Annotated in this window: 14 protein-coding genes and 1 riboswitch; of the genes, 5 read left to right on the top strand and 9 right to left on the bottom strand. The window is 70.3% G+C overall.

The features are described 5' to 3' along the window. Positions 1-68 precede the first annotated feature (68 nt). Positions 69-142: riboswitch (SAM riboswitch) on the bottom strand. A gap of 556 nt (positions 143-698) precedes the next feature. Beyond that, complete coding sequence (locus VHR41_13105) at positions 699-1,136, top strand: LysR substrate-binding domain-containing protein (protein ID HEX3235133.1); 438 nt, start codon at positions 699-701, stop codon at positions 1,134-1,136. Positions 1,137-1,145: 9 nt separating this feature from the next. Continuing rightward, complete coding sequence (locus tag VHR41_13100) at positions 1,146-2,282, top strand: oxidoreductase (protein HEX3235132.1); 1,137 nt, start codon at positions 1,146-1,148, stop codon at positions 2,280-2,282. Here the strand turns inward: VHR41_13100 and VHR41_13095 are convergent. The 7 genes from VHR41_13095 to VHR41_13065 all read right to left on the bottom strand — a co-directional run bounded on the left by VHR41_13095 (position 2,231) and on the right by VHR41_13065 (position 9,853). Beyond that, positions 2,231-3,952, bottom strand: coding sequence for a VWA domain-containing protein (locus VHR41_13095; protein ID HEX3235131.1), 1,722 nt, complete (start codon positions 3,950-3,952; stop codon positions 2,231-2,233). The genes VHR41_13100 and VHR41_13095 overlap by 52 nt on opposite strands. A gap of 7 nt (positions 3,953-3,959) precedes the next feature. Further along, positions 3,960-4,952 (bottom strand): VWA domain-containing protein, encoded by a 993-nt coding sequence (locus VHR41_13090; protein HEX3235130.1) that lies wholly within the window; start codon positions 4,950-4,952, stop codon positions 3,960-3,962. Then, on the bottom strand, positions 4,939-5,883 hold the full coding sequence (locus VHR41_13085) for a hypothetical protein (GenBank protein HEX3235129.1): 945 nt from the start codon (positions 5,881-5,883) through the stop codon (positions 4,939-4,941). The genes VHR41_13090 and VHR41_13085 overlap by 14 nt, the downstream gene beginning before the upstream one ends. Positions 5,884-5,993: 110 nt before the next feature. Further along, entirely contained in the window at positions 5,994-6,875 is an 882-nt protein-coding gene (locus tag VHR41_13080) for a DUF58 domain-containing protein (protein ID HEX3235128.1), read from the bottom strand. Beyond that, positions 6,872-7,897, bottom strand: a complete 1,026-nt coding sequence (locus VHR41_13075; protein HEX3235127.1) for an AAA family ATPase — start codon at positions 7,895-7,897, stop codon at positions 6,872-6,874. Before VHR41_13075 ends, VHR41_13080 begins: the two co-directional genes overlap by 4 nt. Positions 7,898-7,910: 13 nt before the next feature. Next, a complete protein-coding gene (locus VHR41_13070; GenBank protein ID HEX3235126.1) occupies positions 7,911-9,272 on the bottom strand; it encodes an Ig-like domain-containing protein in 1,362 nt (453 codons plus the stop codon). A 320-nt stretch (positions 9,273-9,592) separates the two neighbouring features. Next, positions 9,593-9,853 carry a hypothetical protein gene (locus VHR41_13065; GenBank protein HEX3235125.1) on the bottom strand — a complete coding sequence of 87 codons (261 nt, stop codon included), beginning with the start codon at positions 9,851-9,853 and terminating at the stop codon, positions 9,593-9,595. Between the two features lie 149 nt (positions 9,854-10,002). Here VHR41_13065 and VHR41_13060 point away from each other — a divergent pair, with 149 nt between their 5' ends. Together VHR41_13060 and VHR41_13055 are read left to right on the top strand one after the other, a co-directional pair. Beyond that, the gene (locus VHR41_13060; GenBank protein ID HEX3235124.1) at positions 10,003-11,040 is read left to right on the top strand and encodes an ATP-grasp domain-containing protein; all 1,038 of its coding nucleotides are present in this window, start codon (positions 10,003-10,005) and stop codon (positions 11,038-11,040) included. Next, positions 11,027-12,034 (top strand): putative zinc-binding metallopeptidase, encoded by a 1,008-nt coding sequence (locus tag VHR41_13055; GenBank protein HEX3235123.1) that lies wholly within the window; start codon positions 11,027-11,029, stop codon positions 12,032-12,034. Before VHR41_13060 ends, VHR41_13055 begins: the two co-directional genes overlap by 14 nt. Positions 12,035-12,498: 464 nt before the next feature. On the opposite strand, the gene VHR41_13050 is transcribed toward VHR41_13055, so the two are convergent. Together VHR41_13050 and VHR41_13045 are read right to left on the bottom strand one after the other, a co-directional pair. Then, positions 12,499-14,097, bottom strand: coding sequence for an NAD(P)/FAD-dependent oxidoreductase (locus tag VHR41_13050; protein HEX3235122.1), 1,599 nt, complete (start codon positions 14,095-14,097; stop codon positions 12,499-12,501). 5 nt (positions 14,098-14,102) lie between these two features. Beyond that, a complete protein-coding gene (locus VHR41_13045) occupies positions 14,103-14,885 on the bottom strand; it encodes a DUF2182 domain-containing protein (GenBank protein ID HEX3235121.1) in 783 nt (260 codons plus the stop codon). A gap of 233 nt (positions 14,886-15,118) precedes the next feature. Between VHR41_13045 and VHR41_13040 the strand changes: the two genes are divergently transcribed. Then, the gene (locus VHR41_13040) at positions 15,119-16,291 is read left to right on the top strand and encodes an alanyl-tRNA editing protein (GenBank protein HEX3235120.1); all 1,173 of its coding nucleotides are present in this window, start codon (positions 15,119-15,121) and stop codon (positions 16,289-16,291) included. The last annotated feature ends 7 nt before the right edge of the window (positions 16,292-16,298 follow it).

Raw genomic sequence — 16,298 nt, 5'->3', positions numbered from 1 at the left:
GATCTCCGCCCCACGCTCCGCTGTCTCGGCACGGGCCCGAAAAGACGAAGCGCCCGATGCCAAAAAGACACTCGGGACGCGAGGCTTTTTAGCATTTGTTTTACGTGGCTGCAATAGGCCGCAAATGACCACGAGATTCAGTTGTCGAAGTCAGGATACGTAATTGGCGGGCGGGGCGCAAGGTGGGGGAGCTGACGTTGCCCCCGCGGTTGCCTCTACCTCCCCGAGCCACGGCTCGATCCCATCACGGTTCGATAGCACTGCGCTGCCGCCTGACGGCAGATGCTGAGATCGGGTCGGAAGCGCCACACCTCGGCGCGCACCAGCGCCGCGGTACCGGCCAGCGCGCGTCCGGGCTCCGCCGTGCGGTCCTGACTCCGGCCGGCCGGCGCCTGCTGGAGTTCTGTGGCCGCTACTTCCCGGAATACGCCCAGCTCGCCGTCGAGCTGGCCCGCGGAGCCCCGGCCGCGCGGAGCCGCTTCGAATCGCCGCGGTCAGCGGGTTCGGCCGCTATGTCCTCTTCCCCGCGCTCAGCGCGCTGGTTCGGGGCGAGGCACCCCCGGCCCGGCTCGACCTCCGTTTCCGAACCGCTGCCGAGGTGCTCCGCATGGTCGAAGACGGTGAGGTCGACCTCGGCGTCGTCTATCTGCCCAAGGTGTCGAACCACCTGAGCTTCCGGGCGCTCAGGGGACGAGGAGCTGGTGCTGATCGCCGCGCCGGCGCTGTTGCGCGGCCGCCTGGCGCAGCGCACACTCGGCCGGCTCGAGACCTACGAGACGGTGCCCTTCGTGACCTACCTGGAGGGAGATTATGTATTCGGCCGCTGGTTCGACGCGCACTTCGGGGCCCAGCCAGCCCGCACCAGCAGCGTGCACCATTTCGACGAGCTGGAGGAGGTGGTCGCGACCGTCGCGCTGGGAAGCGGAGCCTCGGTGGTGCCACTGGACTCGGTTCGCGCCGCCCTGAGCCGGCGCGAGGTCCGCCTGGTTCGCCCCATCCGGGGCCGGTGCTGTGTCAACCAGGTGTTCGCCGTCACCCGGGCGGGCGCGTTCGTCCGTCCCGAAATCGAAGCGGTCCTCGCCGAGCTCGGTCGGGAGAAGCCCGCAGGCGGCACCGCCGTCGAGAACCGCAGATAGGCGAGGAGAATGGTCCCACCTGAGGCCGACACTCGTGTGGCACTCATCGGCTTCGGGTACGCGGGCCGGGTGTTCCACGCACCGCTGATCGCGGCGACACCGGGCCTAGCTCTGGCGGCAATCGGCTCGCGTCAGGGGAGCCGCGTGGGATCGGCTTACCCCGGCGTCGATGTCATTCCCGATCCGCTCGCGGCGGCACGGCATCCCGACATCGATCTGGTCGTGATCGCCACGCCCAACGACACCCATGCGCCGCTCGCCGAGACGGCGTTGCGCGCGGGCAAGCACGTGGTGGTGGACAAGCCGTTCACCATCACGCTGGCGGAGGCTCGTGCGCTCGCCGCCATCGCGGGCGCGGCCGGGCGGGTCCTCTCCGTCTTTCAGAATCGTCGCTGGGACAGCGACTTTCTGGGCGTCGCCCGGGAGCTATTGGCGGGGCGGATCGGCGAGATCCTGGAGCTCAGATCGGAGATGAGCCGCTACCGCCCGCAGATTCGCGATCGCTGGAGAGAGCGTGCCGGTCCCGGGGCGGGCATCTGGTACGATCTCGGCCCGCACCTCATCGATCAGGCGCTCGTCCTGTTCGGTCCCCCCGAGACGGTCCTGGCCGATCTGCAAATCCAGCGCAGCGGCGGAGCGGCCGTCGACTGGTTCGAGGCCATCCTCGGCTACGGAAGGAAGCGGGTCATCCTGACGTCCAGCATGTTGGCGGCGGACTCGGGCAGGCGCTTCCTCGTGCGCGGTACCAGCGGCAGCCTCCTCAAGCGCCGGGGCGACCCGCAGGAGAAGCAGCTCGTTTCCGGGCGGACGCCCGGCTCGCCGGGCTGGGGCAGCGACCCCGATCCGCTCCTGCTCATCGCCGGCGAAGCGGCGTCGCCCGCGGAGGTCGCCGCGCCGGCAGGGAATTATCTGGGATATTATCTGGCGCTCCGGGACGCGCTTCGAGGCGAAGCAGAGCCTCCGGTCACCCCGGGGCAGGCAGCCACGGTAATGGCGATCATCGAGGCCGGCATGCGGTCCGCGGAGGAGGGCCGGCGGGTCGCTCCGGAGTACACCGACGCCGAACGGTCGGCATGGCGGCCAGGAGACGCGCCTCACCAGTCCCGGTCGCCGGTCGCTCCCGACTTCGGTGGCCGCCCTTCGTGACTGGTGAGCTGCTGCCGCTGCACCGTCTCCAGCAGCCGACGCGCCTGGTCGAGGTCCAGCTCCTTCACCGTCTCGCCCTCGCCCGCGCCAAAGCCGCCGCCGGCCATCGCGCCCACGGCGGCTTCGGGGTTCCCCTCGTATCCCGGATTGTTCATGTTGCCTCGCCCATAGTCTGCGTTGCGGCCGCGTCCGGGTGAGCCGCCCGACGTCCGATCGTCTGACAGCCGCCTGACCGCAAGCTCCAGGTTCCACTTCGCGGCCACGTCTCCGGGATCGAGCCGCAGGGCCTCCTCGTATGCCGTGATCGCCTCGTGCAGCGGCTCGGGATGGCTGGGCGCTTCCTCTGCGGCCCGTACCAGCGCGTTGCCGAGGTTATACATGCTCCGCTGCCGGAGCTCCGCGGATTCGGCCGCCAACCGGTAGCGTCTGGCGGCATCCTCGTATCGCCGCAGCCGGTACAGCGCGTTCCCCGAGTTATACGCCCGGGCCGGCGTAGTGTCGGCCGCGAGTGCCTGGTCGAACGCTGTCGCCGCTGCCGCGAAATCGCCCGCCTCGTAGCGCTGCTCTCCCCGGCGGCTCTCCAGGAATCCGCGCCCGCAGCCGGCGGTCCCGAGCGACAGCAGCAGCGCCGCCGCCACCACCGCGCGCCTGACCACGGACGCGGTCGGCGGGCGAGCCACCCGCACCCGGAGCCCCAGCTCCGCCAGCAGTGCCAGCACCGCCAACGCGAGCGGCCACTGAAAGCGGTCCGCTCGCTCCCGCGACTGCCGGGCGGCCAACGTGCGCGATTCGAGCTTCCCCAGCACGGCGGTGAGGTGGCGCCGCTGCGCCGGCTGATCCCAGCGGGCGAAGACGCCGCCGGTGGCCTCCGCCACGCGACGGAGCTCGCCCTCTTCCATCCTGGAGACCGCGATGCGCCCGATGTGGTCCCGGTGGAATCGCTCCGGCGCCTCGGAGCTGTCCGCCGGCACAGGTCCGCCCGCTCGGGTCCCGACCGCGAGCGCGAACACCGGGATCTCCGCCTTTCGGAGGGCCGCCAGGGCGCCGTCCAGATCGCCCTCGCCGCTCTCGCCGTCGGAAACGATCAGCGCGGCCCGGTGTCCCCGCTCGCCCTCGTGCTCGAACACCTTTGCCGCCGTGCTGAGTGCGGTGGGGATATCGGTGGCCGGGTCACCCAGATCATCGGGCGTAGCGGCGTCGAGGAAGAGCCGCAGCGTGGCCTGATCCGAGGTGAGCGGCAGCTGGAGGAACGCGCTCCCGCCGAAGACCAGGAAGCCGACCCGGTCGCCCGAGTTCGCGGAGATCGTTTCCCACGCCGCGCGCTTGGCCACGGCCAACCGGGAGGGGGACACATCCTGCACCGTCATCGAGCGCGAGAGGTCGAGCATCAGCAGCACGTCTCGTCCCTGCCGGGCCAGCTCCGCGCGCTTCTCGCCGAGCTGCGGGCGGGCCAGCGCCAGGAGACCGAACCCGAGGGCCGCGACCTGGAGCCCGGCGCGGATCGCCATCACGCGGTCGTCCGCTATGACCGAGCCGCGCCGGAGCAGCGCCGGATCGCCGAAGCTCCGGAGCGCCGCCCGGCGCTGCCGCTCTCGCCGACGCGCGAGCCACCCCGCCGCGGGCAGCAGCAGCGCCAGCAGCAGCAGTCCGAGCGGGGCAGCGAAGCTCATCGCCTCCTCATGGCAAGCCACGGAGCCGGGTGGCACCGAGCAGGAGATCGGCCGCGAGGAGCAGCAGCGCGGGCAGCAGCACCCAAGGGTAGAGCTCGCGATAATCCCGCGTCTCGCTGATCCGGACGTCGTTCCGCTCCAGCGGATCGATCCGGGCAAGAATCCGGGTCAATGCCTCCGGGTCGGTGGCCCGGAAGTACTCGCCCCCGCTCCGGTCGGCGATCCGCCGGAGCACCGTCTCGTCGGCGCTGGTGAGCCGGTCGGGCGTGCGGCCCCAGCGCCAGATGAACTGCTTATCGGGACCGGTCGTGTCGGCGGCGCTCACGCCGATGGTGTGGATCCGGACGCCGATGGCGCGGGCCGCCTCCGCCGCCACGTAGGGCGATGGCTGGCCGGTGTTGTTGGCGCCGTCGGTGATGAGCACGATGACGCTCGCCTTGGGCGGCAGATCCTTGAGCTGGTTGAGGCAGGTGGCCAGCGCGGTTCCGATCGCGGTGCCGTCCGGCAGCATGCCGATGTCGACCCGGGTGAGCGTCTTTCCCAGGAGATCGATGTCGGGAGTGAGTGGCGCCTGGAGAAAGGACCGGCCCGCGAAGATCACCAGCCCGAGCAGGTCGCCCTCGCGCTGGGCCACGAACTCGCTCAACACCCGACGGGCCACCTGAAGCCGATTGCCGGGTTTGAAGTCGCTCGCCTTCATGCTGCTCGAGATGTCGAGCGCGAGCATGATGTTCCGGGCTCGGCTGTGGATCTGGCGGATCTCGTGGGGGAGCTGCGGCCGGGCCAGCGCCAGGATCAGGAATGCGAGTCCGCCGAGACGGAGCGCCGGCGGGAGCTGGTGCAGCCGAGCCCGCAGTCCCGTTGGCGCCTCGCCCAGGAACAGTAGCCCCGGGAACCCGATCCGCTCGGGCGGCGGCTGTCGGCGCCGGAGCCATCGCCACGCGGCGTATCCCAACGGAAACGCCAGGAGCAGGAGGAACCCCGGATCAGCGAACCGCATCGAGCTCCTCCGCCCGCGGCGCGGCAGCATGCCAGCGGGTGAGCAGGTCGCGCGCGCGTTTCAGGAAGGCCGCCGAGTCAGCGGGACCGGGCCGGACGCGGGCGAACTTCACCAGGTCCGCCTCGTCCAGCGTCTCCTCGCAGCGGCGGCGAAGGCCGCGCTCCACCAGGTGCGGCGGCAGGGCCCAGAGCAGCTCGGACGTGGTGCGCTCTCGTGCCGGCAGCGACTCCGCGGCCTCGAGATAGTCCCGCAAGGCGTCGGTGACCGCCTGGTAATGGCGCGCCACTTCTCCCTGGGCCGGCCAGTCCGCCCGTTCGATCTCCCCCAGCCGGTCCCTTGCGATGGCGAAGGGATCGGGCTCGGGCGTGGGTGCCGGCTCCGCAGGAACAATGGCGGCCGGCACCGCGCGCGACCGTCCGCGGCGTACGAGCCAGGCCGCGGCCGCCATCAGCGCCAGCGCGATGCCCAACCAGAATGGCCCGAGCCCTGGCGCGGGGGCCAGTTCCCGGATATCGCGCAGCGAGGGGTTCCCGGCGTCGAGCACCGGCGCGATCTCCACGAACGCGCTGTCGCTCAGCACCGTTCCGTGCTCGATCCCCTTCACCGCCCGCATGAACGGCAAGGAGAAGACCGGCACCGCCTGCTGTCCCGGGCGAAAGAAGACGAGACGCGCCTGCCCCACGAAGATCCGGTCGGGCCGCCGGACCAGCTTCTCCACCGACAGCAGGCGCACCTCGTCAGTCAGCGGATCGGCCGGGCGGGGCAGCGAGTCGAACAGGAGATCGCGCTCGTCCAGCCGGAGCCGGAAGCGGACCGTCACCGGGTCGCCCACCGTTGCCCGCGCCGTGTCGGGCACCACCTCCCATTTCTGGTCGGTGCGCTGGGCCTCTGCGGGCTGAGTGAGGAGGGTAGCGAGGAGCGAAACTGTCATCCCGAGCGCTCGCGCTGTCATCCGGAGCCCATTCGCTGGGCTCAGGGCAAGCTCCGCGAGGGATCTTCTCCGCCGGTCCCGGAGAGTCGCGGCGCGCACTCCTCCCCGCTTCACCGCCACAGCATCCGCTCCCGCCGGCGGAAGAACGCCAGCAGCGGCTCCGCGTACGACCGCCCCGTCTCCAGACGCAGCAGATCCGCGCCCCGCTCGCGGAGCCCCCGCTCGAGCGAGCGGTCGAAGTCGAGTGCCCGGCGGCGGAACCCCTCACGCACCGACAGGTCGCTCGTATCCACTCGCCGCCAGCCACCCCGCTCGGGATCCCACAGCGTCACCACGCCGGCATCGGGCAGCTCCCGTTCCCGGGGATCCACCAGCTGCAGGGCCACCAGGTCGTGGCGCCGCGCCAGGCGTGCGAGGGTGCCCTCGTAGTCCGCGGCGATGAAGTCAGAGAGGAGGAAGATGACTGCCCGCCGACGCAGCGTCGGCTCCAGCTCGTCGAGGGCCGCGGCCAGGTCGGTGCCCCGGCCGGACGGCTGGAAGGAGAGGATGTCGCTGATGACCCGCAACACGTGGCGTCGGCCCTTCCGCGGCGGAACATGGTGCTCCACCCGGTCGGTGAACAGGAGGGCGCCCACCCGGTCGTTGTTGCGCGCCGCGGCCAGCGCCAGCACCGCGCAGACTTCGGCCGCGAGCTCGCCCTTGGTGCGCACCCGGCTGCCGAACCCGCCCGAGGCGCTGAAGTCCACGGCGAACATCACCGTGAGCTCCCGCTCCTCCAGATAACGCTTCACGTACGCGGCGCCGAGCCGGGCGGTGACGTTCCAGTCGATGGTGCGGACGTCGTCTCCCGGCTGGTACTCCCGCACCTCCGAGAACTCCACGCCGCGGCCACGGAACGCGCTGGAATACTCTCCGGCGACGATGTCTCGCACCAGGTGGCGGGTGGTGATCTCGATCCGCCGCACCTCGTGCGTGACCTCCTCCGGCGTCATGGCACCGGCACCGCCTCGAAGATCCGGAGCAGCAGCGCGTCCGCCCCGATGCCATCCGCATCCGCCCGGTACGTCAGGATGATCCGGTGACGGAGCACGTCGAGGCCCAGGGCCTTGATGTCGTCCGGCGTCACGTAGGCCCGGCCGCGGATGAAGGCGTGCGCCTTGGCGGCGCGGAGCAGGAAGATGGCGGCCCGGGGCGAGGCCCCGAACTCCACCAGCGGGGCCAGCTCGCCGAGCCCCGCCTCGGCGGGCCGCCGGGTCGCCGCCACCAGGTCCAGCACGTACTCCTTGATCCGCTCGTCGGCGTAGATGGTCTGCACCAGCCGCCGCGCCCCCAGGATCCGCTCCGGCTCCACCATGCGCTCGGCCGTCGGCTCGGTCGGACCGGTCATCCGGTCGAGCACGGCACGCTCCTCCTGCCGCTCCGGGTAGGTGACGACCAGCTTGAACATGAAGCGGTCGACCTGGGCTTCGGGAAGCGGGTAGGTGCCCTCGTGCTCGATCGGATTCTGGGTGGCGAGCACGAGGAAGAGCTCGGGCAGCGGAAATGTCTTCCCGCCGATCGTCACCTGCTTCTCCTGCATCGCCTCCAGCAGCGCGCTCTGCACCTTGGCCGGCGCCCGGTTGATCTCGTCGGCCAGCAGCAGGTTGGTGAAGATCGGCCCCTGCTGCACCGTGAAGTCGCCGCTTCGCTGATTGTAGATCATGGTGCCGATCAGGTCGGCCGGCAGGAGGTCGGGAGTGAACTGGATCCGATGGAAGCCGGCCGCGATGCTGGCTGCGAGGGTCCGCACCGAGAGCGTCTTGGCGAGCCCCGGCACGCCTTCCAGCAGCACGTGCCCATCGGCCAGGAGACCGATGAGCAGTCGCTCGAGCATCACCCGCTGGCCCACGATCACCCGGCCGAGCTCGCGCATGAGCTCGCCCACCAGCCGGCTCTCCCGCTCGATCAGCGCGGCATCCGGCACGCCCGGCGCCGCGCGGGGATCGGCCGCGAATCGTTCGGGAAGCGATGGCATGGGAAGAAATCTACTACGGCCACTCCACCAGCGGTGCGGGGGCCGCGGGGAGCGGCGCGCCGATGGTCACCGTCGCCGGTGCAAACACCTCGCTCCGCCGCCTGCGCTCGACCGCCGCGCTCCACACGTACTGCCGCCCGTCGTAACGCGCCCCGGAGTACCAGAAGGTGATCGCGTCCGTCAGCGGCTCGTAGGCGAACGTCGTCCGGTAGACGATGTCCTCGAATTGCGACACGGTCCCCTTGGCCAGCACCGGCTGTGGCAGCGCCTGCCAGGTCACCCCGTCGTGACTAGTCGCGAGGAACACGGCGGGCGTGGTGCACGAGCCGGAGGTCTTCCCGTTGTACACCGCCCAGAACTCGTCCCGGCTGGGGATCCACTGCACGTCGATGTGCCAAGCCCAATAACCGGGCTGGGCCAGATCGACCGTCGTAGGCGTCCCCCAGTGGAGCCCATCGCTCGAGCGTCGGAGCTCAACGCTGGTCGTCGTCGCGCCGCAGCCGGTGGGGCCGCCGTTGACCGACCACATCCACCACTCATCCGCCGACCGGCGGACTACCGTGGGGGAGATAAGCCCGTGATTGGGCACCCGGACCAGCTCCGCCGGTGCGCTCCAGGTCACGCCGTCCGTGCTCCGCACCAGCTGCACGATGTTGTCGGTCGTCACCTGGCGATAGTAGAGCCACAGCTCGTGGGTCTCGGACAGATACACCAGGTCGGGATCGGAGAGATAGCCCAAAGTGGGCCGCACTACCGGGTTCGGGCTGCCCGTTGTGAGATGCCAGTGATCGAGGGACCCGCCGCCGAACAGCGACGGATTTTCCAGGTGCGCGTCGCCGAACGGGTACGGGGTGATCGCCAGGTGATGCGGCGCTCCCGTCCCCACCGGTGACGCGGCGTAGTCGGGATGCACCACCTGACCGGAGCCGTCATAGGTGGGAATCTCGAGTTGGCGGATCTGGTCGAACGGCAGCGCGTCGGGCGACTCCGCTACCGCGGTGAACACAACCGGTGCGGCGCCGGAAATTCTGGCGACCGCGGTAACCGTCCCCGCCATCAGGCCCAGGGTCCAGGTTGACCGCGCCTGGCCCTCGGCGTCGGTGATCGAGGACTCGGGAGACACAGTGCCGGCGTCGGCGCGCCACGAGACCGTGACTCCCGGCATCGGCTCTCCTGCCGCGTCCACCACTTTGACGACGAGGGGCGCGGGCAGCGCGTGCCCGGCGAACGCGACCTGCCCGTTGCCGTCGGCCACCCGCACTTCGGCCGACTGCGGTGGCTCTACGTTTCCGGCGTCCCGGCATGCAACGGAGGAGGCGAGCCACAGCAGCGGCGCGATGCGCGCCGGTGTTCGGAAGAACAGAGAGAATGACATTGACCAGTGACAGACGCCGCTCCGCGTTCGGTTGTGACAGCCGAAACTCTCGACGGCCCGCCGAGTCCATCACCAGCCCTCGGCGACCTGGCGCACGCCCGCGCGTATCGGATGGCGGGTGTCGGGCGGTTCGGTGGACTCGAGCGGCGGGTACGGACCGGCTGGGTTTTGGAGTGTCGCGCTGGACGACAACAGTCAGGTGGGCGTCTTGGTCAACAGCTACCTGCGTAAACCGGATTCGTGCGGATCTATGGCGGGGGATAGAACAGCGGGAGCCCGACCCGAATCAGGCCGGCATTCTGGCGGTCGCCGAGTAGTTCCTACGCCGGGCCGTTGAACGCCGGATCGGTTGCCCGCGTCCGGAGGTCGGTTTCGGTGCCGCGGTACCACCCACCCCGGAACTCGAAGTGCTGGCCGTCCAGGATGCGGCTATTGAGCGCGTCGGTCCCCTGCTGCTGCACCTGCCACAGCAACACCTTGGCCCCCATTTCCGCCGCGGTCTCCCAGATGCCCGCCACCAGAGGCGGATAGAGATCGGCGTACTCGGCCTTCAGTCTGGCTTCGCGGGCCGTGAACTCCATGCCAGCCTCCGGGGGACGACGTTGGTCATTAGCCCCCAACGACGCGAGGGCAGGCCAGCAGGATAATGCAGCCCGGTCGGCAGAGCCACCAGGGGGCGGGGGGGGTCGCCCCTCCCGGTCCCCTCCGAACCAGGCCAATTTACGGCCCCATGCGCATTGCCGTGGTGTTCGACACACCGTACGACGGGTGGGGCTCCCCGGAGCACGAGCGCCAGATGGCGACCGAGGTCGCGGCCTGGAAGCACGATGAGCCGGAGATGGAGTACCAGATCGCCGACGCGCTCCGGGTTCGCGGCCATGAGGTCTTCCTGATCGGAGTGCGCAACGATCTGCAGTACCTGGTCGGCTGTCTGGAGGAGATGCGGCCGGACCTGGTCTTCAATGCGGTCGAGGCGTTCTGCGGCAACCCCGGGCTGGAGTACATGATCCCCGGGATGCTCGAGGCCAAGGGCTACCACTACAGCGGGGCACCGCCGCTCGCGCTCGCCGTCTCCCGCAACAAGGCGATGAGCAAGAAGGTCCTGGCGTATCACGGCATCCGGGTGCCCGGGTTCGTGACCTACCGTCCGGGTGAGTCGGTGGAGGGTTCGCCCAAGCTCCCTTTCCCCCTCATCGTCAAGCCGCTCCAGTCCGACGCCTCCGCCGGTATCGCCCAAGCCTCCGTGGTCCAGGACGAAGCGGCGCTGGCCGAGCGGGTGCAGCTGGTCCAGGACCGGTTCCACCAACCCGCGATCGCGGAGGAGTTCGTCCAGGGACGCGAGCTCTACGTGAGCGTCCTCGGCAACGGGGACGCGCTCACCATGCTGCCGATCACCGAGATGGTCTTCGACCAGCGGCGCACCCGGCCGGAGGAGCGGATCGCCACGCAGTTCGCTAAGTGGGACGAGGACTACCGCACCCGGAAGGGGATTCGGAACGTCTTCGCCCGCCCGCTGTCCCGGGTGACCCGCGAGCGCATCGAGTCGATCTGCCGCACTGCCTTTCGCGCGCTCTGGCTCCGGGACTACGCCCGGCTCGACATCCGGCTCGCCCCGGACGGCGAGATCTGGTTCCTCGAGGCAAACGCCAATCCCTTCATCAGCTACGGGCACGACATGGCGAACGCGGCCCACAAGGCGGGCATGGATTACTACCAGTTCATCCAGCGTCTGGTCGACGAGGCGATGGCGCGCGATGCCGCCCGCTAACCGCCGCCGACCCGCGCGCCGTGCCGAGCTCCGCTGCGTCTGCGGGCAGGCGCTCAAACGCTATTGGGCCCACTGCCCCAACTGCAGCCGCACCCTTCAATGGCGTGATCTCGGCAACGTGACCGGGGCGGAGTGCTATAACTGCGGCTGGATGGTGTCGGACAAGTCGTCCTACTGTCCCTGGTGCGGGGTGGACATCTTCGAGGAGGGCTACTCGGCCGAACAGCCGCTCAAGGCCCCCAAGGGCTTCCGGATGGACGCGCGCTGCGACTGGGGCTGCGGCGGCGGGGTGCAGTACCCCATGAGCTTCTGTCCCTGGTGCGGCCGGGCGCAGTCGTGGAACTACGACGATCAGTTCGAGGGCGAGTGCCCTCACTGCACGCGCGGGGTGGACGACTGGATGAACGCCTGCCCCTGGTGCGGCAACGACGCCACCGGCCGGGACTTGATTCCCCGCGCGCTCACCCGGGTGCGCCGGCTGCTGCTGGTGTCCCGGATTCGCGACTGGGGCTACCGCGTGCTGCTGCGGCCGGGCGTCTCGGGAGTGGATCCGCGCTACCCCAAGGCGGTCGAGATCGAGCAGAGCTACGTGGTGGGCAAGCGCCGGCGGGAAGAGATCCCCTGGACCATGCTGGTCGGGCTTCTCACCCACGAGTTGGGCCACAGCTTTCTCTACCAACATTGGGACTGGACCCGGAGCCGGCGATTCATCCGGGCGTTCGGCGAGGTCGACAAGGCGTACCGGGGGATGGACAACACCTGGGTCTACTTCCAGCGCCGCCGGGTGGCCATCGCCCCGCGCGACTTCGTCAGCGCCTATGCCGCCAAGCACCCGCAGGAGGACTTTGCCGAGACCTTCCGGTTCTACGTTACCCGGCGAGGCCGGCTGAGAGACCTGTTCGCCGAATTCGGGCAGAAGCGGAAGGGTGTGATTCTGTACGAGAAGTTTCTGGTGCTGCACGACTTTGTGCGGGCGTTACGGGGATGGGGTTAGGGGGGCGGGGGGCTGGGGAGGCTCGCTCCGGTCACAACGGGGGGGGCTGGGGAGGCTCGCTCCGGTCACAACAGGCCGCCCGGGGGGGCACGTCGCACGAGGAGATCACACGGCCTGACTCCCTGCGCGAGCCTCCCCAGCCCCCCAGGCACGCGCAGTGCGCGTGAGCGCGGCGGGTGCCGCGCTGGTACAGTGGTGGGCGCAACAGCGTGGCGCGAGGCTCGGGTGGGACGTGCCCGCGGGCGCCGATGCTCGGGCGCAGGCGGCGGGCGGGGATCGCGGAGGGAGTCAGGCCGTGTGATCTCCGTCGAGCTACGTGTCCCCGGGGGCGGCCTGTGGTGACCGGAGCGAGCCCCGCCCGTCGCCTGCGCCGGCCCCCCGACCCGCCGCCGGAGCCGGCCCCCCGACCCCGCTGGCCGCAGCCGCCGATGCTCCGACTCTCCCCGGCCGCGTCCGGCAGCGGATCACCCGTCGGCCAGAACCACGGCGGCCGCGTTCCGCCCGTTGATCCCGATCACGCTCCCACCCGGGTGGGTTCCGGCCCCGCAGAGATACACCCCCGGCATCGGCGTCCGCGCCTGCAGCCGGCGATCCCACATGTACTCCGGCAGAATCTCCCCCTGGAAGATGTGCCCACCCGTGAGCCCCACTCGCTGCTCAATATCGGGCGGACCCAGCACCTCCATCGCCAGGATCGCCTCGGGCAGGTTGCTGCAGAAGCGCGCGATCGACTCCACGACCACTCGCCCCACTTCCTCCCGCCGCGCCTCCCAGCTTCCGTCCCGAAACCGATACGGCACGTACTGCGCGAACACGCTGAGCGTGTGGACCCCCGGGGGCGCCACGCTGGGGTCGAAGACCGTCTGCAGATAGAGCTCGTTCCAGGTCCGCGGCGGAAGCAGCCCCGCGTTGGCGGCCCGGTGGTGGCTCCGCCACTCGTCCTTGCTGAGTGGCGTGTTCACCTGGCCGGTGTGGTGCGGCTCGCACGTGCCGGGGCGGGCCGTGAAATCGGGCAGCTCCCGCAGCATCATGTTGACCTTGACGGTGACCCCCTCGATCGGCACCGCCAGCACCTGGCGGGACCACGCCGGATCTGCCGCACCGTCCAGCAGCGACAGGGTCATGCGCGGGTCAGCATTGGAGACCACTCGCGGCGCCTGAATCAGCTCGCCGGACGCGAGCTCCACGCCTTCTCCCGGTCGGATCCGCGCGACCGGAACCTGGGTGGCGATCACCGCCCCCGCTTCCCGGGCGATGTCGCAGAGCAGGAACGAGATCATTCCCATGCCGCCGGCGACGTAGCCCCAGGTTCCCGGCATCCCGTCCATCCGGCCCGAGGCGTGGTGATAGTAGACCGAGGCGGTGCCCGGATCGTGCGGGCTGGCGTTGGTGCCGATGATCCCCTGCCCCAGGTAGGCCAGCTGCATCCGCTCGTCCGCGAGGTAGCGCTCCACCAGCTCCACCATCGACCACTCGAAGAGCAGGCCACGCGCTTCGGCGTCCCCCCGAAGCCGGCGCTCGATCTCCTCCCGGCGCGGCGCGGGGTCCGCCCAGAGATCGCCGTCGCCCTCGGGACGGAGCGCGTCGCGGAGCCGCCGCTTCACCGCCTGCATCGCCCGCCAACCGGAGAGGTCGCCCGGGGCGAAGAGGCGGATCTCCTCCTCGCAGCGGGCGTCGTCGTTCCACAGCTGGATGCTGCTCCCGTCCTCGAACGGAACGAACAGCCCGCCCGCTGCCGGCGTCCAGCGGAACCCATGCCCCGGCAGATCGAGCTCCCGCATGACCAGCGGATGCAGCAGACCTACCACGTACGCGCAGGGCGACATCCGGACCCCGGGCCAGGGCTCCTCCAGCGTGCAGGCGCCGCCCACGTTTGCCCGCGCCTCCAGCACGAGCACTCGTCGGCCGGCGCGGGCCAGATAGGCCGCGCAGGCGAGCCCGTTGTGCCCGGCCCCCACCACGATGACATCCCACGGCCGCGCGGCCAGCTGACGCACCGGCTCGGGCAGACCGATCCGGCCCAGGACGGCGGCAGTGGGACTCGCGCGCAGGGCTGCGCCCACCGGGATCAGACTCGACCGGCCAGCGTGAGCACGCCCCAACCCAGCAGCGCCGCCCCCGCCACACGGCCCACCACCCGGCCCCCCGGCACCACCTTCTCCACCAGCACGAATCCCGCGATCGCCGCGATCCAGAGCAAGTTCATCACGCCGGCCACGAAGAGCAGCGCCATCAGCAGCCAGCAGCAGCCTACACAGTGACTGCCGTGGCGGAGACCCATCGTGAGCGCGCCGCCCGGTCCCTCCCGCCAATCGGCCGCGAAGACTCCCAGAGGCGAGCGGCAATGGGTGAGGCACATGCCCTTGAGCGGAAGCCACTGGTACAGCCCCGCCGCAATGAGCAGCCCCCCGCCCAGCAGCGGGCTCGCACTGGTCATCGCCGGGGAGAGCAGCGCGGCGCGGTGCAGCACCCATTGGGCGGTGGCCGCGACGATGGCGAAGGCCGTCCAGGCGAGCAGATAGCCCAGCGTGAACCAGCCGGCAGAGACGGCCGGGAGGGACCGAGCGCGCCGGCGGCGAGAGACGTCGGCGTACTGCACAATGGCTGGCGTGGCGGAGGGAATCATCATGGCCACCATCATGACCGTCCACATCGTCACCAGCCAGCCGAGCTCCTCGATGCTCCAGCCGGCGGCTCCCATCGGCATGGACATCTCCATCCGCGGCACCGCGAGGCGTACGATGTATACCCACGCCAGCGCGGCGAGCCCGAGCAGCCCCAGGGCCATGATCACCCGTTCCCGCCGGAGCGCTGCCTGGAGCACGTTGCTACCGCTTGTTGGGCCAGCCATGGACTCGAATCCGGTCCGGCTTCCGGGCCGTCGCCGGGGCGGCCGATTCCGAACCAGCGGTTGCATGGGTCATGTGGCTCCTCTTGAATTCAGAATCGCGCGGCAGGTGCGGGACACCCCCCGCCTGGGGCTCAACCAGGTGACCCGCTATCGTAAGCCGGAAGGGTTCCCCGCGCCACCTGGGCGGCCCCAGACGAGCGCTTCCGGCGAACTCCACCGGATCACGGTGACCTATGACCGACCGCCTCTACTACACCGACGCTTACCTTACCTCATTCGAGGCCACCGTCCTCGAGCTCGCGGACGGAGGCCGGCGGGCCTACCTCGATCGCACCGCCTTCTATCCCGCCTCCGGCGGCCAGCCGTGCGACCGGGGGTGGCTGGACGAGATCGAGGTCGTCGACGTAGTGGACGAGGGCGAGCGGATCGCGCACCTGCTGGCTTCAGCAGTCGCCGAGGGCCCTGTTCGGGGACGGATCGACTTGCCCCGCCGCTTCGACCACATGCAGCAGCACACCGGTCAGCACCTCCTCTCGGCAATCCTCGCGGAGCTGTTCGGCTGGCAAACGCTGAGCGTCCATTTCGGCCGGGAAAGCGCCACGCTCGATCTGGACGCCGAGTCGGCCGGCCACGAGCAGATCGTGGCGGCGGAGATCCGCGCCAATGAGGTGGTGGTCGAGAACCGGCCCGTCCGGGTGAGCTTCGAGGAGGCTTCCACCGCGGGTGGACTCCGGAAGCCGGCCGCGCGGGCCGGCACTTTGCGCATCGTGAGCATCGAGCGACTCGATCGCAGCGCCTGCGGGGGGACCCATGTGCAGGCCACCGGCGAGATCGGCTCCATCCTGATTCGCAAGGTCGAGCGGGTGAAGCAGCACACGCGCCTGGAGTTTCTGTGCGGAGGGCGCGCAGTCCGAGCCGCCCGGAGCGATCTCGATCTGCTGACCCGGATCGCGACCCTCCACTCCGCGCTCGCCGAGGAAGTGCCTGCCCTGGTCGCGGCTCAGCGGGCGGAGCTCAAGCAGGCGGTGGCGGCGCGGCGTGAGCTGGAGCAGGAGCTGAGCCGGTACCGCGCCCGCGAGCTGTATCAGGCGGCTCGGCTCCGGCCCGATGGCATCCGGGTGACCCTGGTCCGCGAGGAGACCGGCACCGCCGAACGGCTTCGGCCGCTGGCTCAGGCGTTCGGAGCGCTTCCGCGAACGCTCTTCATCGGAGTGGTAGAAGACCCGCCGACGATCCTGCTCGCGTCCTCCGAGGACTCCGGCATCGATGCGGGACGGACGCTGCGGGCGGAGCTGGAACGGGTGGGTGGGCGGGGTGGTGGATCGGTGCGGCTGGCGCAGGGCAGCGGGAAGGATCGAGAGGGACTCGAAGCCGTGGTGGGGGCGCTCGCGGCACCCACCGGCTGACTCGGCG

Source organism: Gemmatimonadales bacterium (assembly GCA_036265815.1).
In the GTDB taxonomy this organism is placed as follows: domain Bacteria; phylum Gemmatimonadota; class Gemmatimonadetes; order Gemmatimonadales; family GWC2-71-9; genus CAVVWJ01.
The sequence above is the reverse complement of the archived record's forward strand: the minus strand, read 5'-3'. Positions and strand labels throughout refer to the sequence as shown.

Coding starts and splice junctions, on each gene's coding strand:
- VHR41_13085 (HEX3235129.1), bottom strand. CDS start 5,883: ATGACAGTTTCGCTCCTCGCTACCCTCCTCACTCAGCCCGCAGAGGCC.
- VHR41_13040 (HEX3235120.1), top strand. CDS start 15,119: ATGACCGACCGCCTCTACTACACCGACGCTTACCTTACCTCATTCGAG.
- VHR41_13095 (HEX3235131.1), bottom strand. CDS start 3,952: ATGAGCTTCGCTGCCCCGCTCGGACTGCTGCTGCTGGCGCTGCTGCTG.
- VHR41_13045 (HEX3235121.1), bottom strand. CDS start 14,885: ATGGCTGGCCCAACAAGCGGTAGCAACGTGCTCCAGGCAGCGCTCCGG.
- VHR41_13070 (HEX3235126.1), bottom strand. CDS start 9,272: ATGTCATTCTCTCTGTTCTTCCGAACACCGGCGCGCATCGCGCCGCTG.
- VHR41_13075 (HEX3235127.1), bottom strand. CDS start 7,897: ATGCCATCGCTTCCCGAACGATTCGCGGCCGATCCCCGCGCGGCGCCG.
- VHR41_13060 (HEX3235124.1), top strand. CDS start 10,003: ATGCGCATTGCCGTGGTGTTCGACACACCGTACGACGGGTGGGGCTCC.
- VHR41_13065 (HEX3235125.1), bottom strand. CDS start 9,853: ATGGAGTTCACGGCCCGCGAAGCCAGACTGAAGGCCGAGTACGCCGAT.
- VHR41_13100 (HEX3235132.1), top strand. CDS start 1,146: ATGGTCCCACCTGAGGCCGACACTCGTGTGGCACTCATCGGCTTCGGG.
- VHR41_13055 (HEX3235123.1), top strand. CDS start 11,027: ATGCCGCCCGCTAACCGCCGCCGACCCGCGCGCCGTGCCGAGCTCCGC.
- VHR41_13080 (HEX3235128.1), bottom strand. CDS start 6,875: ATGACGCCGGAGGAGGTCACGCACGAGGTGCGGCGGATCGAGATCACC.
- VHR41_13090 (HEX3235130.1), bottom strand. CDS start 4,952: ATGCGGTTCGCTGATCCGGGGTTCCTCCTGCTCCTGGCGTTTCCGTTG.